The organism is Streptomyces sp. AN091965, from assembly GCF_022698285.1.
Taxonomy (GTDB): domain Bacteria; phylum Actinomycetota; class Actinomycetes; order Streptomycetales; family Streptomycetaceae; genus Streptomyces.
Genome location: NZ_JALDMY010000001.1, coordinates 5,734,944 through 5,749,929 on the forward strand (window position 1 = coordinate 5,734,944; position 14,986 = coordinate 5,749,929).

Genomic DNA, 14,986 nt, shown 5'->3' on the forward strand with positions numbered 1-14,986 from the left:
ATGGCACTCACCCTAGCTAGGGCACTAACCATCCGTAAGTACCCACTTTGAAGTAAGGTACTGGCATGGCCGTAAGCAATCAGGGGACCCCGGACGCCGAGCAGCTGTGCCCCCACCGCCTGGTCCTGGAGCACGTCACGAGCCGCTGGGGCGTCCTCGTCCTGATCGCGCTCGCGGAGCGCTCGTACCGCTTCAGCGAGCTGCGCCGCGAGGTCAGCAGGACCGGCAGGACCGTCAGCGAGAAGATGCTGGCCCAGACCCTCCAGACCCTGGAGCGCGACGGCCTGGTGCTCCGCGAGGCCAGGCCGGTCATCCCGCCGCACGTCGACTACTCCCTCACCGGCCTGGGGCGCGAGGCCGCCGAGCAGGTCAGGGCCCTCGCCGCCTGGACGGACCGGCGCATGGACGACGTACTGAAGGCGCGCGAGAAGTACGACGAGGCCCGGTCCTGAAGGGTCAGGACCGGGCCTCGTCGTACGCGGGCGGTGGCGGCGGCTAGCCGACGACCGTCCAGGTGTCGCCGCCGGCGAGCAGCGCCGCGAGGTCGCCCTTGCCGTGCTGCTCGATGGCCGTGTCGAGCTGGTCGGCCATGAGCGTGTCGTACACCGGCCGCTCCACACTGCGGAACACGCCGATCGGGGTGTGGTGCAGCGTGTCCGGGTCGGCCAGGCGCGAGAGCGCGAAGGCCGTGGTCGGGGACGCGGCGCGGGCGTCGTGGACGAGGACGTCGCCCTCGTTCTCCGCGGTCACGGGGACGACCTTGAGGTCGCCGGTGGCCGGGTCGCGCACGACGCCCTTGGATCCCTCGGTGCCGAAGCGGATCGGCGCGCCGTGCTCCAGGCGGATCACGGCCTCCTCGGCCTGCTGCTTGTCCTTGAGGACCTCGAAGGCGCCGTCGTTGAAGATGTTGCAGTTCTGGTAGATCTCCACCAGGGCCGTGCCCGGGTGGTCGGCGGCCTGGCGGAGGACCTCGGTCAGGTGCTTGCGGTCGGAGTCCACCGTGCGGGCGACGAAGGATGCCTCGGCGCCGATCGCGAGGGACACCGGGTTGAAGGGCGCGTCGAGCGAACCCATCGGCGTCGACTTGGTGATCTTCCCGACCTCGGAGGTGGGGGAGTACTGGCCCTTGGTGAGGCCGTAGATCCTGTTGTTGAACAGCAGGATCTTCAGGTTCACATTGCGCCGCAGGGCGTGGATCAGGTGGTTGCCGCCGATGGACAGGGCGTCGCCGTCACCGGTGACGACCCAGACGCTCAGGTCGCGCCGCGAGGAGGCGAGGCCGGTGGCGATGGCGGGGGCGCGGCCGTGGATGGAGTGCATCCCGTACGTGTTCATGTAGTACGGGAAGCGGGAGCTGCACCCGATGCCGGAGACGAAGACGATGTTCTCCTTGGCCAGGCCGAGCTCGGGCATGAAGCTCTGGACGGCGGCCAGGACCGCGTAGTCACCGCAGCCGGGGCACCAGCGCACTTCCTGGTCGGACTTGAAGTCCTTCATCGACTGCTTGGCCTCGGCCTTGGGCACGAGCTTCAGCAGCGTCTCGGAGCCGGTGGGCCCCTCGATCGTGGTGTCAGCCATCGATGGCCTCCTTGAGAGCCGTGGCGAGCTGCTCGGCCTTGAACGGCATTCCGTTGACCTGGTTGTAGGAGACCGCGTCCACGAGGTACTCGGCGCGGATCAGTGTGGCGAGCTGACCGAGGTTCATCTCGGGGATCACCACCTTGTCGTAACGCTTCAGGGCGTCGCCCAGGTTCCGCGGGAAGGGGTTGAGGTGGCGCAGATGGGCCTGCGCGACGCTCTGCCCCGCGGCGCGCAGCCGGCGCACGGCGGCGGTGATCGGCCCGTACGTGGAGCCCCAGCCGAGGACCAGGAGCCGTGCGTCGCCGGTCGCGTCGTCGACCTCGAGGTCCGGCACGTCGATGCCGTCGACCTTGGCCTGACGGGTGCGGACCATGAAGTCGTGGTTGGCCGGGTCGTACGAGATGTTGCCCGTGCCGTCCTGCTTCTCGATGCCGCCGATGCGGTGCTCCAGGCCCGGCGTGCCGGGGATCGCCCACGGCCGGGCGAGGGTCTTCGGGTCCCGCAGATACGGCCAGAAGACGTCGGTGCCGTCCGCCAGGGTGTGGTTCGGCCCGGAGGCGAACTGCACGCGCAGGTCCGGCAGTTCGTCCGACTCCGGGATGCGCCACGGCTCGGAGCCGTTGGCCAGGTAGCCGTCGCTCAGCAGGAAGACGGGCGTGCGGTACGTCAGCGCGATCCGGGCCGCCTCCAGGGCGGCGTCGAAGCAGTCCGCCGGGGTGCGCGGGGCGACCACCGGCACCGGCGCCTCGCCGTTGCGGCCGTACATCGCCTGGAGCAGGTCGGCCTGCTCCGTCTTGGTGGGCAGGCCGGTGGAGGGCCCGCCGCGTTGGATGTCCACGACCACGAGCGGCAGTTCCAGACTCACCGCGAGGCCGATCGTCTCCGACTTCAGGGCCACGCCGGGCCCCGACGTCGTGGTCACCGCGAGCGAGCCGCCGAAAGCGGCGCCGAGGGCGGCGCCGATGCCCGCGATCTCGTCCTCGGCCTGGAAGGTGCGCACGCCGAAGTTCTTGTGCTTGCTCAGCTCGTGCAGGATGTCCGAGGCGGGCGTGATCGGGTACGAGCCCAGGTACAGCGGCAGGTCGGCCTGGCGCGAGGCGGCGATCAGGCCGTAGGCGAGGGCGAGGTTGCCGGAGATGTTCCGGTAGGTGCCCGGCGGGAACGCGGTCGCCGCGGGCGCCACCTCGTAGGAGACCGCGAAGTCCTCGGTCGTCTCGCCGAAGTTCCAGCCCGCGCGGAACGCGGCGATGTTCGCCTCCGCGATGTTCGGCTTCTTGGCGAACTTCGTCCGCAGGAACCGCTCGGTCCCCTCGGTCGGCCGGTGGTACATCCACGAGAGCAGACCGAGCGCGAACATGTTCTTGCTGCGGCCCGCGTCCTTGCGGGACAGGTCGAAGTCCTTCAGCGCCTCGACCGTCAGCGTGGTCAGCGGCACCGGGTGGACCTGGAACCCGTCGAGCGAGCCGTCCTCCAGCGGCGAGGTCTCGTACCCCACCTTCTGCATGGCCCGCTTGGTGAATTCGTCCGTATTGACGATGATCTCGGCGCCGCGCGGCACGTCGCCGATGTTCGCCTTGAGGGCGGCCGGGTTCATCGCGACCAATACGTTCGGCGCGTCGCCCGGGGTGAGGATGTCGTGATCGGCGAAGTGCAGCTGGAAGCTGGAGACGCCCGGCAGGGTGCCGGCGGGGGCACGGATTTCGGCGGGGAAGTTCGGCAGCGTCGACAGGTCGTTGCCGAAGGATGCCGTTTCGGAGGTGAACCGGTCACCGGTGAGCTGCATGCCGTCACCGGAGTCACCCGCGAAACGAATGATCACTCGGTCGAGACGGCGTACGTCCTTCTCGCCCGCGGGCCTGCGCTGTTCCCCGACTACGGCTTCGTCGGCCTGCTCGGCCGGGCTACTGACCTGGCTGGTCACTGAACTGGACCTCCCTCGAGGCGACTGTGCGGGATCGCAGGCAGACCTGCCCTCCCACCGCCCACCCTACGTCTGTAAGGGGTACCTTCCTGGGGCTGCTCGCATGGTGGACGCACCTTTGAGACAGCTTGATGCCCTGATTTATCACGTTCTGCCTCGCCCCCCGGCCTCTCATGAAGACGCTCTCCGCTCATCCTTTGGTTGTAGGGCGCCGGGCCTAGGACCGGCGCCTTCCTGCGCTGGGCGCTGTCCCGCTGCCGGGACGTCCCCGCCCTGGTCGGAGTACCTCGTCCGGCGCCCCTGACACGATGTCAGCGCGGTGGGCGGATGGTGAATCCCGAACGCCCCGGAATGGGGCCGGACGTTTCCGGAAGGACACCGGAAATACGGAATTAGGAATTCAGATACGTGAGCACGGCAAGCACCCTGCGGTGATCGCCGTCGCTCTGGGAAAGTCCGAGCTTCAAGAAGATATTGCTGACGTGCTTTTCCACGGCCCCGTCGCTCACGACGAGCTGCCGTGCGATGGCCGAGTTGGTCCGCCCCTCGGCCATCAGGCCCAGGACCTCCCGCTCGCGCGGGGTGAGCCCCGCGAGGACGTCCTGTTTGCGGCTGCGCCCGAGCAGCTGCGCCACGACCTCCGGGTCGAGCGCGGTCCCGCCCTGCGCCACCCGCACCACCGCGTCCACGAACTCGCGGACCTCCGCGACCCGGTCCTTGAGCAGATAGCCCACGCCCCGGCTCGACCCCGCGAGCAGCTCCGTCGCGTACTGCTCCTCCACGTACTGGGACAGCACGAGCACGCCGAGCCCCGGATGGCTCTTGCGCAGCTTCACGGCCGCGCGCACCCCTTCGTCCGTGTGCGTCGGCGGCATCCGCACGTCCGCGACCACGACGTCCGGCAGCTCGTCCTGGGCGGCGAGCTCCGTGATCGTCTTGATCAGCGCGTCCGCGTCGCCCACGCCCGCGACCACGTCGTGTCCGCGGTCGGTCAGCAGCCGGGTCAGCCCCTCCCTGAGCAGCACTGAATCCTCGGCGATGACCACCCGCACCTTGTCCTCCACGATGTTCCGGCCCCCCACAGCCTGTCCCCACCCCATTGCCAGACCCCAGCATCCCAGCATCCGGACCCCCATGGGGCTGACTCCGGCCACGTCCGAACAGCCGAGCGCCCCGAACGGGCAGATCAAGCCCGTCCGGGGCGTGGCTTTCCGGCCGCTCCGGTGGTCGTGGAGGAGACGCGGCGCGGAGCGGGGCGGGGCGGGGGTGGGGCGCCGGTCCGGGGCGCCGGGGTGCGGGTGGGGCTGGGCCGGTCAGAGCGCCGGGGTGCGGGTGAGGTGCGCCGGTCACGGCGTCGGGGCGCGGGTGGGGTGGCGCCGGTCAGGGCTGACGTGGCGCGGGGTGGGGGCGCTGGTCAGGGCTGACGTGGCGCGGGGGTGGGGCGCCGGTCAGGGCCGCCCGGGGCCGGGGGGGCTAGCCCCGCCAGGGGAGCTCCGCCGTCACCAGGGTCGGGCCGCCGACGGGGGACTCCACCACGAGGATCCCGTCCACCGCGTCCAACCGCTCAGCGAGCCCCGCGAGCCCGGAGCCCGCATCCACGTCGGCCCCGCCCCGCCCGTCGTCGGTCACCTGGAGCATCAGCCGGTCCGCCACCCGCCACACGTCCACGGACGCCCGCGAGGCCCCGCTGTGCTTGCTGATGTTCTGCAGGAGCTCGGAGACCGTGAAGTACGCGATGCCCTCGATCGCCGCCGCCGGCCGGGCGGGCAGGTCGACCTCCACCTCCACCGGCACGGTGCACCGCGCGGCGAGGGAGGAGAGGGCCGCGTCCAGCCCCCGGTCGGTGAGCACGGCGGGGTGGATGCCCCGCGCGAGGTCGCGCAGCTCCTGGAGGGCCACCTTCACCTCGCCGTGGGCCTCGTCGACCATCCGGGCCGCCGCCTCCGGGTCCTCCGCGAGCTTCTCCTTGGCGAGGCCGAGGTCCATGGCCAGGGCGACGAGCCGGGCCTGCGCGCCGTCGTGCAGGTCCCGCTCGATGCGCCGCAGGTCCGCCGCGGCGGTGTCCACGACCACACCCCGGTCCGACTCCAGCTCCTCGACGCGCGACACCAGCCGCGAGGGGCCGAGGAGCCCGAAGACCAGGACGCGGTCGACGGTGGTCAGGGCACGGATGATCCAGGGCGTGGCCAGCGTGATCAGCAGACCGGTGAGCGCGGTGAGCCCGATCTCGAAGGGGTTGTCCAGGTAGATGTGGTGCGTGGCGTCCCCGTAGAGCTGGATGCCGCCCTGGCCCGCGTACGCCGGGAAGACCCAGAACCACAGCGGGTACGTGAGCATCGCCCAGCCGTACGTCCAGAAGACCAGCGCCACCACGAAGGCGAAGATCGCCCACGGCATGTGGACGACGGCGTACACCGCGTGCCGCCAGGAGACGCCGCTCTTCAGGACGGCGCCCATCCAGGCCAGCGGCCCCGAGCCGCGCGGCTGGAGGGGGTGCGGGTCCTTCACGTCGACGCCGAGCAGCGTCCGCGCCCGCACCCGCTCAAGGGCGCCGAAGCCGCGGCAGGCGGTCAGCGCCAGGGCGAGGACGGGGATGCCGATGAACGTGATCAGCAGACCCACGCCGAGCGTGAGCGTCGTCACCGCGAAGGAGAAGCCGATGACGCTGAGGGGCATCGACAGCAGCACGTACACGAACTCCCGCAGGGTGCGCCCCTCGAAGGGCGCCCGCAGCCAGACCGGGAGGCGGTGGTGGCGGGCCGTCAGGGCCCCGTTCCCCCCGTCGCCCCCGTGGTCCTCGGCCCAGCGGCCGTCGAGGTCGCTCCTCATGAGGCGTCCGTACCCCTGTCCGTAGTCCGTGGCCATCGCTGCCGTCCGTTCCTGTTCGTCCCGCGCGGTTCCCGGCCCTCCGTGACCGGCGCGGGCTCCCTCTTGTCGTACTCCCAGAGTGCGCTCCGGGGCGTGTGATGGACCATGGAGCGCGTCGGCGTCTTCGGCCGGGGGTTTTCCCTACCCTCCGGGGGGATGTGGGCCCCGTCGGCGGAAGGGCGTGCTCCGGCCCGGCGTCCGCGCCGCGCCTGCCTCACTCCGTCCGCCTCACTCCGCCTGTCTCACCCGCCTGTCTCACTCCGTCCGGTCACGCCACGGCAGCTCCGCCGTGATCGTCGTCGGACCGCCCTGCGGCGAGTCGATGATGAACAGGCCGTCGACCGCGCCGAGCCGCTCCGAGAGGCCCGCCATGCCCGTGCCGCCGTCCAGGCTGGCGCCGCCGCGCCCGTCGTCGCGCACCTGGATGAGCAGCCGCTGGTCCGAGCGCCACACCTCGACGCCGGCGGTGCGGGCGCCGCTGTGCTTGGACACGTTCTGCAGGAGTTCGGAGACCGTGAAGTAGGCGATGCCCTCGATCGCCGCCGCCGGGCGCGCGGGGAGATCGGCCGTCACCTTCACCGGCACCGTGCACCGCGCGGCCACCGAGGACAGCGCCGCGCTCAGGCCGCGGTCGGTGAGGACCGCGGGGTGGATGCCCCGGGCCAGGTCGCGCAGCTCCTGGAGGGCGAGCTTCACCTCGCCGTGCGCCTCGTCGACCATGGCCGCCGCCGCGTCCGGGTCCTCAAGAAGCTTCTCCTTGGCGAGGCCGAGCCCCATGGCCAGGGCGACGAGCCGGGCCTGCGCGCCGTCGTGCAGGTCCCGCTCGATGCGCCGCAGGTCCGCCGCGGCGGTGTCCACGACCACACCCCGGTCCGACTCCAGCTCCGCGATGCGCCGCTCCAGCTCGTCCGACGGCGAGAGCAGGCCGCGGGCCATCGCCCGGTCGGCGTTGGCGAGCGCCCGCACCACGAACGGCAGCACCGGCCAGAGGAGAAACAGGCCGCACAGCGTCAGCGTGAACGTCGCGATGCCCCACGGCAGGCGTATGAAGCCGTACAGCACGGCCCGCCAGCCCACCGGGTCCTTCAGCGTCGACCACAGCCAGGTGAGGACCCCGCCGCCGCGCCGCGCTCTCAGCGGCATGGGGCTCGGCTCGTCGATGTGCACGCCGAGCAGCGTCCGGGCCCGCGCCCGCTCGAACTTGCCGAAGAGCCGCGCCCCGTACAACGCGAGCGCGAGCAGCGGCAGACCGATGACCGTGAACGACAGGAATCCGCCGATGAAGCACGCCGTCACCACGTACGTGAAACCGACCAGGCCCGCCGGGAGATTCAGCAGGAGGTGCAGGATCTCCTTCCAGGTGTGCGCGTCGTACGCGAACCGGGCAGGCGGCAGTGGCTCAGGTGTGGCCTGCGAAGACGTGGAACGTGGGGTCATATGAGCAAGAGTGCCCGGCGTGCGGCCCCGCGCGCCATGAGGGGGGCCGCCGAACCGGACTGTGGATAACCCCACCAGATCGCTGTGGTGGATCCGGCGAACCGATCCGGCGGATCCGGCCGATGACGGACCCGCGGCCGACCGGTCCGTGACGGTCTGCTTACCTCGCCTTTAGCAGGCCCTAGACTCCCGTGCGTACAGATCGTCGAACAGGGCGAGTCACGGAGTGCAGGGAGCGAGGGGCTGACGTGCCAGGGACGACGTACGTCGCGGCGAGCTACTACGAGTCGTACTCCGTCGTCGGACTGCTCGCCGTGGTCGGCGTGCTGTTCGTCGCCGTCGCCTTCGGCGCCGGGCGGTTGCTGCGGCCCGTCGTGCCGACCCCCGAGAAGCTCCTCACGTACGAGTGCGGCGTGGACCCGGTCGGCGAGGGCTGGGCGCACACCCAGGTGCGCTACTACGTGTACGCCTTCCTCTACGTGATCTTCGCCGTCGACTCGATCTTCCTCTTCCCGTGGGCGACGGTCTTCGCCGAGTCCGGCTACGGCGCGACGACCCTCGTCGAGATGTTCATCTTCCTCGGCTTCCTCGCCGTGGGACTGCTGTACGCCTACAAGAAGGGCGTCCTCACATGGACGTGAACCAGGAGCCCGCGGGGCCGGCCGAGCCCGTGCTCCTCCCGGAGCCGAAGAAGCTGGGCGTCCTGTCCCGGCTCGCCCCCGAGCCGATGAAGGTGGTCCTCAACTGGGGCCGCCGCTACAGCCTGTGGGTCTTCAACTTCGGGCTCGCCTGCTGCGCCATCGAGTTCATCGCGGCCTCCATGGCCCGCCACGACTTCATCCGGCTCGGCGTCATCCCGTTCGCACCGGGCCCGCGCCAGGCCGACCTGATGGTCGTGTCCGGCACGGTCACGGACAAGATGGCGCCCGCCGTGAAGCGCCTGTACGAGCAGATGCCCGAGCCCAAGTACGTCATCTCCTTCGGCGCCTGCTCCAACTGCGGCGGCCCGTACTGGGACTCGTACTCCGTCACCAAGGGCGTCGACCAGATCATCCCGGTCGACGTGTACGTCCCTGGCTGCCCGCCCCGCCCCGAGGCGCTGCTCCAGGGCATCCTCAAGCTCCAGGAGAAGATCGCGCGGGAGTCCCTCGGTGAGCGGTACGCCGCCAACGGGGCGCGTCCGTCGACGGCCGCGCTGCGCAGCGATCTGGTGGCGCCGCCCGCGCCCGCGCCCACGTCCGCGGCAGCTTCGGCTTCGGCACAGGAGGACGGCAGATGACCGGCTGGCTGTCCGCCCCCGTGGAGGAACTGTTCGGCGCGGAGGCGACCGCCGAGGAGTCGTACGAACTCCTGACCGTGGACGTGCCGCCCGCGTCCTGGCCCGAAGCCCTGCGCACCGCCCGGTCCACGCTCGGCTGCACGTACTTCGACTGGCTGAGCGCCGTCGACGAACCGGGCACGGGCTTTCGCGTGAGCGCCCACGTGGTGGCGCTGTCCCCGGTGCGGCGCCTCCTCGTCCGTACGACGGTTCCGCACGAGGCGCCCGTCCTGCCCTCCGCCGTCGACGTCTACGCGGGCGCGGCCTGGCACGAGCGCGAGACCCACGAGATGTTCGGCGTGCGCTTCGAGGGCCATCCGCACCTGGTTCCGCTGCTGCTTCCGGAGAACTTCGAAGGCCATCCGCTGCGCAAGGACTTCGTGCTCGCGGCCCGGGTCGCGAAGGCGTGGCCAGGGGCGAAGGAACCGGGGGAGCCCGCGGCGGGGGCGGCGCACGGTGGCCCCAAGCGGCGCCAGATGCTTCCGCCCGGCGTGCCCGACCCGAACGAGTGGGGCCCGCTGAAGGGCCAGCTGCCCGCCGCCCCGGCGCGCCCCGCACGCGGCGCGGGCCGTGCCGCGGCCGCGGGGGAGCGCCCCGCACGGCGCACGCGGACGGCGAGCGCGGGCTCGGCCAGCCAGAGCGCCTCCCCGACCGCCGAGGCCCCGACCGCCGAGGCTCCGGCCACCGGCGCCCCCGCCGCCGACCAGGCCCCCGCTCCCGCCCGGCCGCCGCGCCGCGCGCGCAGCGTGAGCCAGGGGTCGGCGTCGCAGCGTACGGCGGCGCAGACACCCGCTCCGGCGGACGCGGCGCAGCCCCCCGAGGCCCCTGCCGCCGACGCCCCCGCCCCGGCCGCCCCGGCGCCGGACAAGCCGCAGCCCGCGCCGCGCGCCTCCGACGCCCCGTGGCACCACGCCCGCCCGGCCTTCGACACGCCGCAGCAGGACCCCGAGCGGAAACCTCAAACGGCACCGCCAGAGAACGCGGCACCGGCGAAGAACACGGCACCGACCGAGACCACAGAGACCACAGCGAACGAAGAGGACTCCGGGACCACCGGAGACACCGGAGACACCGGAGACACCGGGGAGAACGGCACCACCCGGGGCACCGGAACCACCCGGGACACCGGCAACGCCCCGGACACCGGCACCGAAGGAGGCCCGCAGTGAACGACGCCCTCGACGTCACCCTGCGACTCCTCGTCGTCTTCGTCGCCTTCCTCGCCCTGCCCCTGATCGTCGGCCAGACCGAGCACAAGGTGATGGCCCACATGCAGGGCCGCCTCGGCCCCATGTACGCGGGCGGCTTCCACGGCTGGGCCCAGCTCGTCGCCGACGGCGTGAAGTTCGCGCAGAAGGAAGACGTCGTCCCCGCCGACGCGGACCGCCGCATCTTCCAGCTCGCCCCGGCCGTCGCCCTGCTGCCCTACCTCCTGGTCCTCGTCGCCATCCCCATCGGCCCCCAGGAGGGCGCCGTCGGCCAGGTCGTCGACGCGGGCATCTTCTTCGTTCTCGCCGTCATGGGCGTCGGCGTCCTGGGCTCGCTGATGGCGGGCTGGGCGTCGGCCAACAAGTTCTCCCTGCTCGGCGGCCTGCGCACCGCGGCCCAGCTGCTCGCGTACGAACTGCCGATGCTGCTCGCCGCCGCCTCCGTCGCGATGGCCGCGGGCACGGTCTCGCTGCCCGGCATCCTCAACGCCTTCGAGTGGTGGTGGCTGCCCTGGCAGATCGTCGGCGCCGTGGTCTTCTTCGTGGCCGGGCTCGCCGAACTCCAGCGCCCGCCCTTCGACATGCCGGTCGCCGACTCCGAGATCATCTTCGGCGCGTACACCGAGTACACCGGACTGCGCTTCGCGCTGTTCCTCCTCGCCGAGTACGCCGGGATCGTCGTCCTGTGCGGCCTCACCACCGTCCTCTTCCTCGGCGGCTGGCACGGCCCCGGGGGCGCCGACGGCCTCGGCTGGGTGTGGACCCTCCTGAAGACCGGCCTCCTCGCCTTCGTCGTCATCTGGCTGCGCGTCACCTACCCCCGGCTCCGCGAGGACCAGCTCCAGAAGCTCTCCTGGACCCTCCTCGTCCCGCTCGCCCTGGCGCAGATCGCGCTCACCGGAATCGTGAAGGTGGCGATCAACTGATGGCCCGCCCGTCACCCGACCACCGCCCCTCGACGACGCCCTCCGGGCGGCCCCGCCTATCCATCCCCGGAAGCGGCCTCGCCAAGGGCCTGGCCGTCACCCTCCGCACGATGACGCGGAAGTCCGTCACCGAGCAGTACCCCGACGTCCAGCCCGACCTGGCGCCCCGTACTCGCGGCGTCATCGGCCTGTTCGAGGAGAACTGCACGGTCTGCATGCTCTGCGCCCGCGAGTGCCCCGACTGGTGCATCTACATCGACTCCCACAAGGAGACGGTCCCGGCCGCCGCGCCCGGCGGCCGTGAGCGCAGCCGCAACGTCCTCGACCGCTTCGCCATCGACTTCTCCCTCTGCATGTACTGCGGCATCTGCATCGAGGTCTGCCCCTTCGACGCGTTGTTCTGGTCCCCGGAGTTCGAGTACGCCGAGACCGACATCCGCGAGCTCACCCACGAGCGCGACAAGCTCCGCGAGTGGATGTGGACCGTCCCGGCCCCGCCCGCCCTCGACCCCGCCGCCGAGGAACCCAAGGAACTGGCCGCCGCCCGCAAGGCCGCCGACAAGCTCGCCGCCGAGCGGGACGCCGCCGAACAGCAGGCCACCGAGCCCGAGGGGGACGCGTGAACGCCCACGTCGCCGCCGCGGCCCCCCACGGCTTCCTGTCCCCGAACGGCGTCGAGATCGCCTTCCTCCTCGTCGGCCTCGTCACCCTCGGCGCCGCGATCGTCACCGTCACCACCAAACAGCTCGTGCACGCCGCGCTCTGGCTGGTCGTGGCGCTCGGCGGGCTCGCCGTCGAGTACCTGCTCCTGAGCGCCGAGTTCATCGCCTGGGTGCAGGTCCTCATCTACGTCGGTTCCGTCGTGGTCCTCCTCCTCTTCGGCCTGATGCTCACCAGGGCCCCCATCGGCCGCTCCCCGGACGCCGACTCGGGCAACCGCTGGGTCGCGCTCGCCGTGGCCCTCGCCGCCGCTGCCGCCCTGGTGTGGGTCGTCGTGGACGCCTTCCGTACGCAGTGGATCGACCTGGACGGCCCCGCCCAGGGCTCCACCGAGGTGACCGGCGCCTTCCTCTTCCGGAACTGGGTGCTGCCCTTCGAGGCGCTGTCCGTGCTGCTCCTCGCCGCACTGGTCGGCGCGATCGTGCTGTCCCGCAAGTCCAAGGAGGACCCCGGCGGCAAGCCCCCGAGGGGCCCGAAGAGCCGCAGCGGCCCGCAGCCCCCCAAGGGCGCGACGGCCCCACAGGAGAGGACCCGCTGATGCACCTCGCCTACCCCGCCGTCCTCGCCGTCCTCCTCTTCTGCGTCGGCCTGTACGGCGTGCTCGCCCGCCGCAACGCGATCCTGGTCCTGATGTCCGTCGAGCTCATGCTCAACGCCGTCAACCTCAACCTCGTCGCCTTCGACGTCTGGCTGCGCGACACGCTCCACTCCGGCCAGGCCCTGACGCTCTTCACCATCGCCATCGCCGCCGCCGAGATCGGCATCGGCCTCGCGATCGTCCTGGCCGTCTACCGCAACCGCGGCACCTCCGCCGTCGACGACCTCCGCGACACCGCCGAACTCCCCGACGGCGACGACGGCGACGACGACCTGGACGGCGCCGCCCTCGACGAGCCCGAGCCCGCCCCCGACAAGGCGGCCCAGCAGCCCCCGACGTCTCAGCAGTCGCAGAAGGCCGAGGCCACCGCGTGACCACGACCACCCTCGCCGTCCTCGTCCCCCTCCTGCCCTTCCTCGGCGCCGCCGCCGGGCTGCTGCTCGGCCGCACCGTCCCCGGCCTGGTGCGGCCCCTCGCGGTGCTGCCCACCCTGACGTCGCTGGTCCTCGCCGCCGTCGTGGCCGCCCGCCAGGGCGGCGACTCCGCCGTGGACGCGGCCACCCAGCTCACGCCCACAGGCTCGGTGCCGATCGACCTCGCCCTGCACATCGACGGCTTCGCCGCGCTCGTCGCCGTCCTCGTCGGCGTCGTCGCCTCCTGCGTGCAGATCTACTCGACGGGTTACCTGCGCGATGACCCGCGCTACCCCTCGTACGCCGCCCTCGTGTCGCTGTTCACCTCCGCGATGCTGCTCGTCGTCTACTCCGGCGACCTGATGGTGCTCCTGGTCGGCTGGGAGGTCATGGGCATCTGCTCGTACTTCCTCGTCGGCCACTACTGGGAGACCCCCGAGGCCCGAGCCGCCTCCCTGAAGGCCTTCCTGGTCACCAAGCTCGGCGACGTCCCCTTCCTGATCGGCCTGTTCGCGCTCGCCGTCGACGCCGGCTCGTTCCGGATCACCACCGTCCTCGCGACCGTCGCGGACGGCGGCCTCGACCACCCGACGCTGATCGCCCTGCTGCTGCTCGCGGGCGTGGCGGGCAAGTCCGCGCAGTTCCCGCTGCACACCTGGCTGCCCGACGCGATGGCGGGCCCGACACCCGTCTCCGCGCTGATCCACGCCGCGACGATGGTCGCCGCCGGTGTCTACTTCGTCGCCCGGCTCCTCCCCGTCTTCGCCGCCTCGTCGGCGGCCCTGGTCGTCCTCGCCGTCATGGCCGCCGTCACCATGGCCGGTTCCGCCCTGGCCGCGCTCGCCCAGGACGACATCAAGCGCGTCCTCGCGTACTCGACGATCGGTCAGCTCGGCTACATGACCGGCGCACTCGCCGTCGGCGACCGGGGTGCCGCCGTCTTCCACCTCCTGTCCCACGGCGCCTTCAAGGCGCTCCTCTTCCTCGCCGCCGGCGTCGTCATCCACGCGGCGGGCACCAACTCCCTGGCCGCGATGTCCCGCATGCGGAACCTGCGCGCCCGCGTCCCCGACGCCTACTGGACCATGACCGTGGCGCTCCTCGCGCTCGCCGCGATCCCGCCGTTCAGCGGCTTCTTCTCCAAGGAGGCGGTGCTCGGCGCGGCCGAGCACGCGGCCACCGGGCACGCCGCGTCCGTCCCCGGAGCGGCGGGCTGGATCGTCCTCGCCGCGGGCCTGGTCAGCGCCCTCCTCACCGCCGCCTACGCGGCCCGGCTATGGCTCCTGGCGTTCCACGGCACCGGTACGGAAGCCCCCGACCACGGCAGGCAGCCCGTCACGATGACCGCCGTGCTCTGGGTGCTCGCCGTCCCCTCGCTCGCCTTCGGCCTGGCCGTCGGCGCCCTGCCGGACTGGTTCGACGGCCACGAACTCGCCCCGAAGCTCACCACCTCCGTCCTCGGCACCGGCCTCGCCCTCGTCGGCGCCCTCGTCACCTACGGCGCCTGGCGGCACACCACGGCCCTCGCGGCCCGCGTGCCGATCGGCGCCGTCGCCGCCCGTCTCCACGTCCTCGGCTCCGCTCGAACCGGGGAGACCCCGTCCGAGGCCGACGGGGGAGAGGTCGAGGCGGAGGCCATCGCCACCCACACCCCCGCGTACGGCGACATCGCGAGCGCCCCCGACCCGGCGGACCCCGGCCGTCTGCTGCTCGGTCCGCTGCACCGCCACGCCGCCGCCGGCTTCCACCTGGACGCCGTCTACGCGGCCCTGTTCGTCCGCCCCGTCCAGGCGGCTGCCCGCCTCGTCCGCTTCCTCGACCGCGAGGTCGTCGACACGTACGTCCGCGGTGCGGGCGCCGCGCCCCGCCTGCTCGGTGCGGCCGTCCGGCGCGCGCAGACGGGCAACGTGCAGACCTATCTGAGCGCGCTGCTCGCGGGCACCGTCGTCCTGGCGGTCGCCGCCGTCCTCGTCGCCACCGCCGGAGCGTGAGCAGC

The 14,986-nt window shown here is 72.1% G+C and carries 14 protein-coding genes; 9 read left to right on the forward strand and 5 right to left on the reverse strand.

The features are described 5' to 3' along the window. Nucleotides 1-65 precede the first annotated feature (65 nt). Nucleotides 66-452 carry a winged helix-turn-helix transcriptional regulator gene (locus MQV74_RS24365; protein ID WP_242721063.1) on the forward strand — a complete coding sequence of 129 codons (387 nt, stop codon included), beginning with the start codon at nt 66-68 and terminating at the stop codon, nt 450-452. A 43-nt stretch (nt 453-495) separates the two neighbouring features. Here MQV74_RS24365 and MQV74_RS24370 read toward each other — a convergent pair whose 3' ends face one another. The 5 genes from MQV74_RS24370 to MQV74_RS24390 all read right to left on the reverse strand — a co-directional run bounded on the left by MQV74_RS24370 (nt 496) and on the right by MQV74_RS24390 (nt 7,807). Beyond that, a complete protein-coding gene (locus MQV74_RS24370) occupies nt 496-1,578 on the reverse strand; it encodes a 2-oxoacid:ferredoxin oxidoreductase subunit beta (RefSeq protein WP_242721066.1) in 1,083 nt (360 codons plus the stop codon). Beyond that, a complete protein-coding gene (locus MQV74_RS24375) occupies nt 1,571-3,502 on the reverse strand; it encodes a 2-oxoacid:acceptor oxidoreductase subunit alpha (protein ID WP_242721069.1) in 1,932 nt (643 codons plus the stop codon). The genes MQV74_RS24370 and MQV74_RS24375 overlap by 8 nt, the downstream gene beginning before the upstream one ends. Nucleotides 3,503-3,894: 392 nt before the next feature. Continuing rightward, the gene (locus MQV74_RS24380; protein WP_275940281.1) at nt 3,895-4,554 is read right to left on the reverse strand and encodes a response regulator transcription factor; all 660 of its coding nucleotides are present in this window, start codon (nt 4,552-4,554) and stop codon (nt 3,895-3,897) included. A 421-nt stretch (nt 4,555-4,975) separates the two neighbouring features. Next, the gene (locus tag MQV74_RS24385) at nt 4,976-6,367 is read right to left on the reverse strand and encodes a sensor histidine kinase (protein WP_374120678.1); all 1,392 of its coding nucleotides are present in this window, start codon (nt 6,365-6,367) and stop codon (nt 4,976-4,978) included. Nucleotides 6,368-6,625: 258 nt separating this feature from the next. Beyond that, complete coding sequence (locus MQV74_RS24390) at nt 6,626-7,807, reverse strand: sensor histidine kinase (RefSeq protein WP_242721075.1); 1,182 nt, start codon at nt 7,805-7,807, stop codon at nt 6,626-6,628. Between the two features lie 248 nt (nt 7,808-8,055). On the opposite strand from MQV74_RS24390, the gene MQV74_RS24395 reads away from it, so the two are divergent. The 8 genes from MQV74_RS24395 (at nt 8,056) to MQV74_RS24430 (ending at nt 14,981) form a co-directional block, all read left to right on the forward strand. Then, nucleotides 8,056-8,448 (forward strand): NADH-quinone oxidoreductase subunit A, encoded by a 393-nt coding sequence (locus MQV74_RS24395; RefSeq protein ID WP_030684951.1) that lies wholly within the window; start codon nt 8,056-8,058, stop codon nt 8,446-8,448. Next, complete coding sequence (locus MQV74_RS24400; RefSeq protein ID WP_242721078.1) at nt 8,439-9,086, forward strand: NADH-quinone oxidoreductase subunit B; 648 nt, start codon at nt 8,439-8,441, stop codon at nt 9,084-9,086. The genes MQV74_RS24395 and MQV74_RS24400 overlap by 10 nt, the downstream gene beginning before the upstream one ends. Next, nucleotides 9,083-10,294 carry an NADH-quinone oxidoreductase subunit C gene (locus MQV74_RS24405; protein ID WP_242721080.1) on the forward strand — a complete coding sequence of 404 codons (1,212 nt, stop codon included), beginning with the start codon at nt 9,083-9,085 and terminating at the stop codon, nt 10,292-10,294. The genes MQV74_RS24400 and MQV74_RS24405 overlap by 4 nt, the downstream gene beginning before the upstream one ends. After that, the gene (locus MQV74_RS24410) at nt 10,291-11,259 is read left to right on the forward strand and encodes a complex I subunit 1/NuoH family protein (protein ID WP_138961283.1); all 969 of its coding nucleotides are present in this window, start codon (nt 10,291-10,293) and stop codon (nt 11,257-11,259) included. Before MQV74_RS24405 ends, MQV74_RS24410 begins: the two co-directional genes overlap by 4 nt. Before the next feature lie 110 nt (nt 11,260-11,369). Continuing rightward, nucleotides 11,370-11,882 carry a 4Fe-4S binding protein gene (locus tag MQV74_RS24415; protein WP_242729084.1) on the forward strand — a complete coding sequence of 171 codons (513 nt, stop codon included), beginning with the start codon at nt 11,370-11,372 and terminating at the stop codon, nt 11,880-11,882. Continuing rightward, on the forward strand, nt 11,879-12,517 hold the full coding sequence (locus tag MQV74_RS24420) for an NADH-quinone oxidoreductase subunit J family protein (protein WP_242721083.1): 639 nt from the start codon (nt 11,879-11,881) through the stop codon (nt 12,515-12,517). Before MQV74_RS24415 ends, MQV74_RS24420 begins: the two co-directional genes overlap by 4 nt. Then, on the forward strand, nt 12,517-12,951 hold the full coding sequence (gene nuoK / locus MQV74_RS24425; RefSeq protein ID WP_242721086.1) for an NADH-quinone oxidoreductase subunit NuoK: 435 nt from the start codon (nt 12,517-12,519) through the stop codon (nt 12,949-12,951). Before MQV74_RS24420 ends, nuoK begins: the two co-directional genes overlap by 1 nt. Then, nucleotides 12,948-14,981: an NADH-quinone oxidoreductase subunit 5 family protein gene (locus MQV74_RS24430; RefSeq protein ID WP_242721089.1), complete on the forward strand. Its 2,034-nt coding sequence runs from the start codon at nt 12,948-12,950 to the stop codon at nt 14,979-14,981. Before nuoK ends, MQV74_RS24430 begins: the two co-directional genes overlap by 4 nt. Nucleotides 14,982-14,986: the final 5 nt, after the last annotated feature.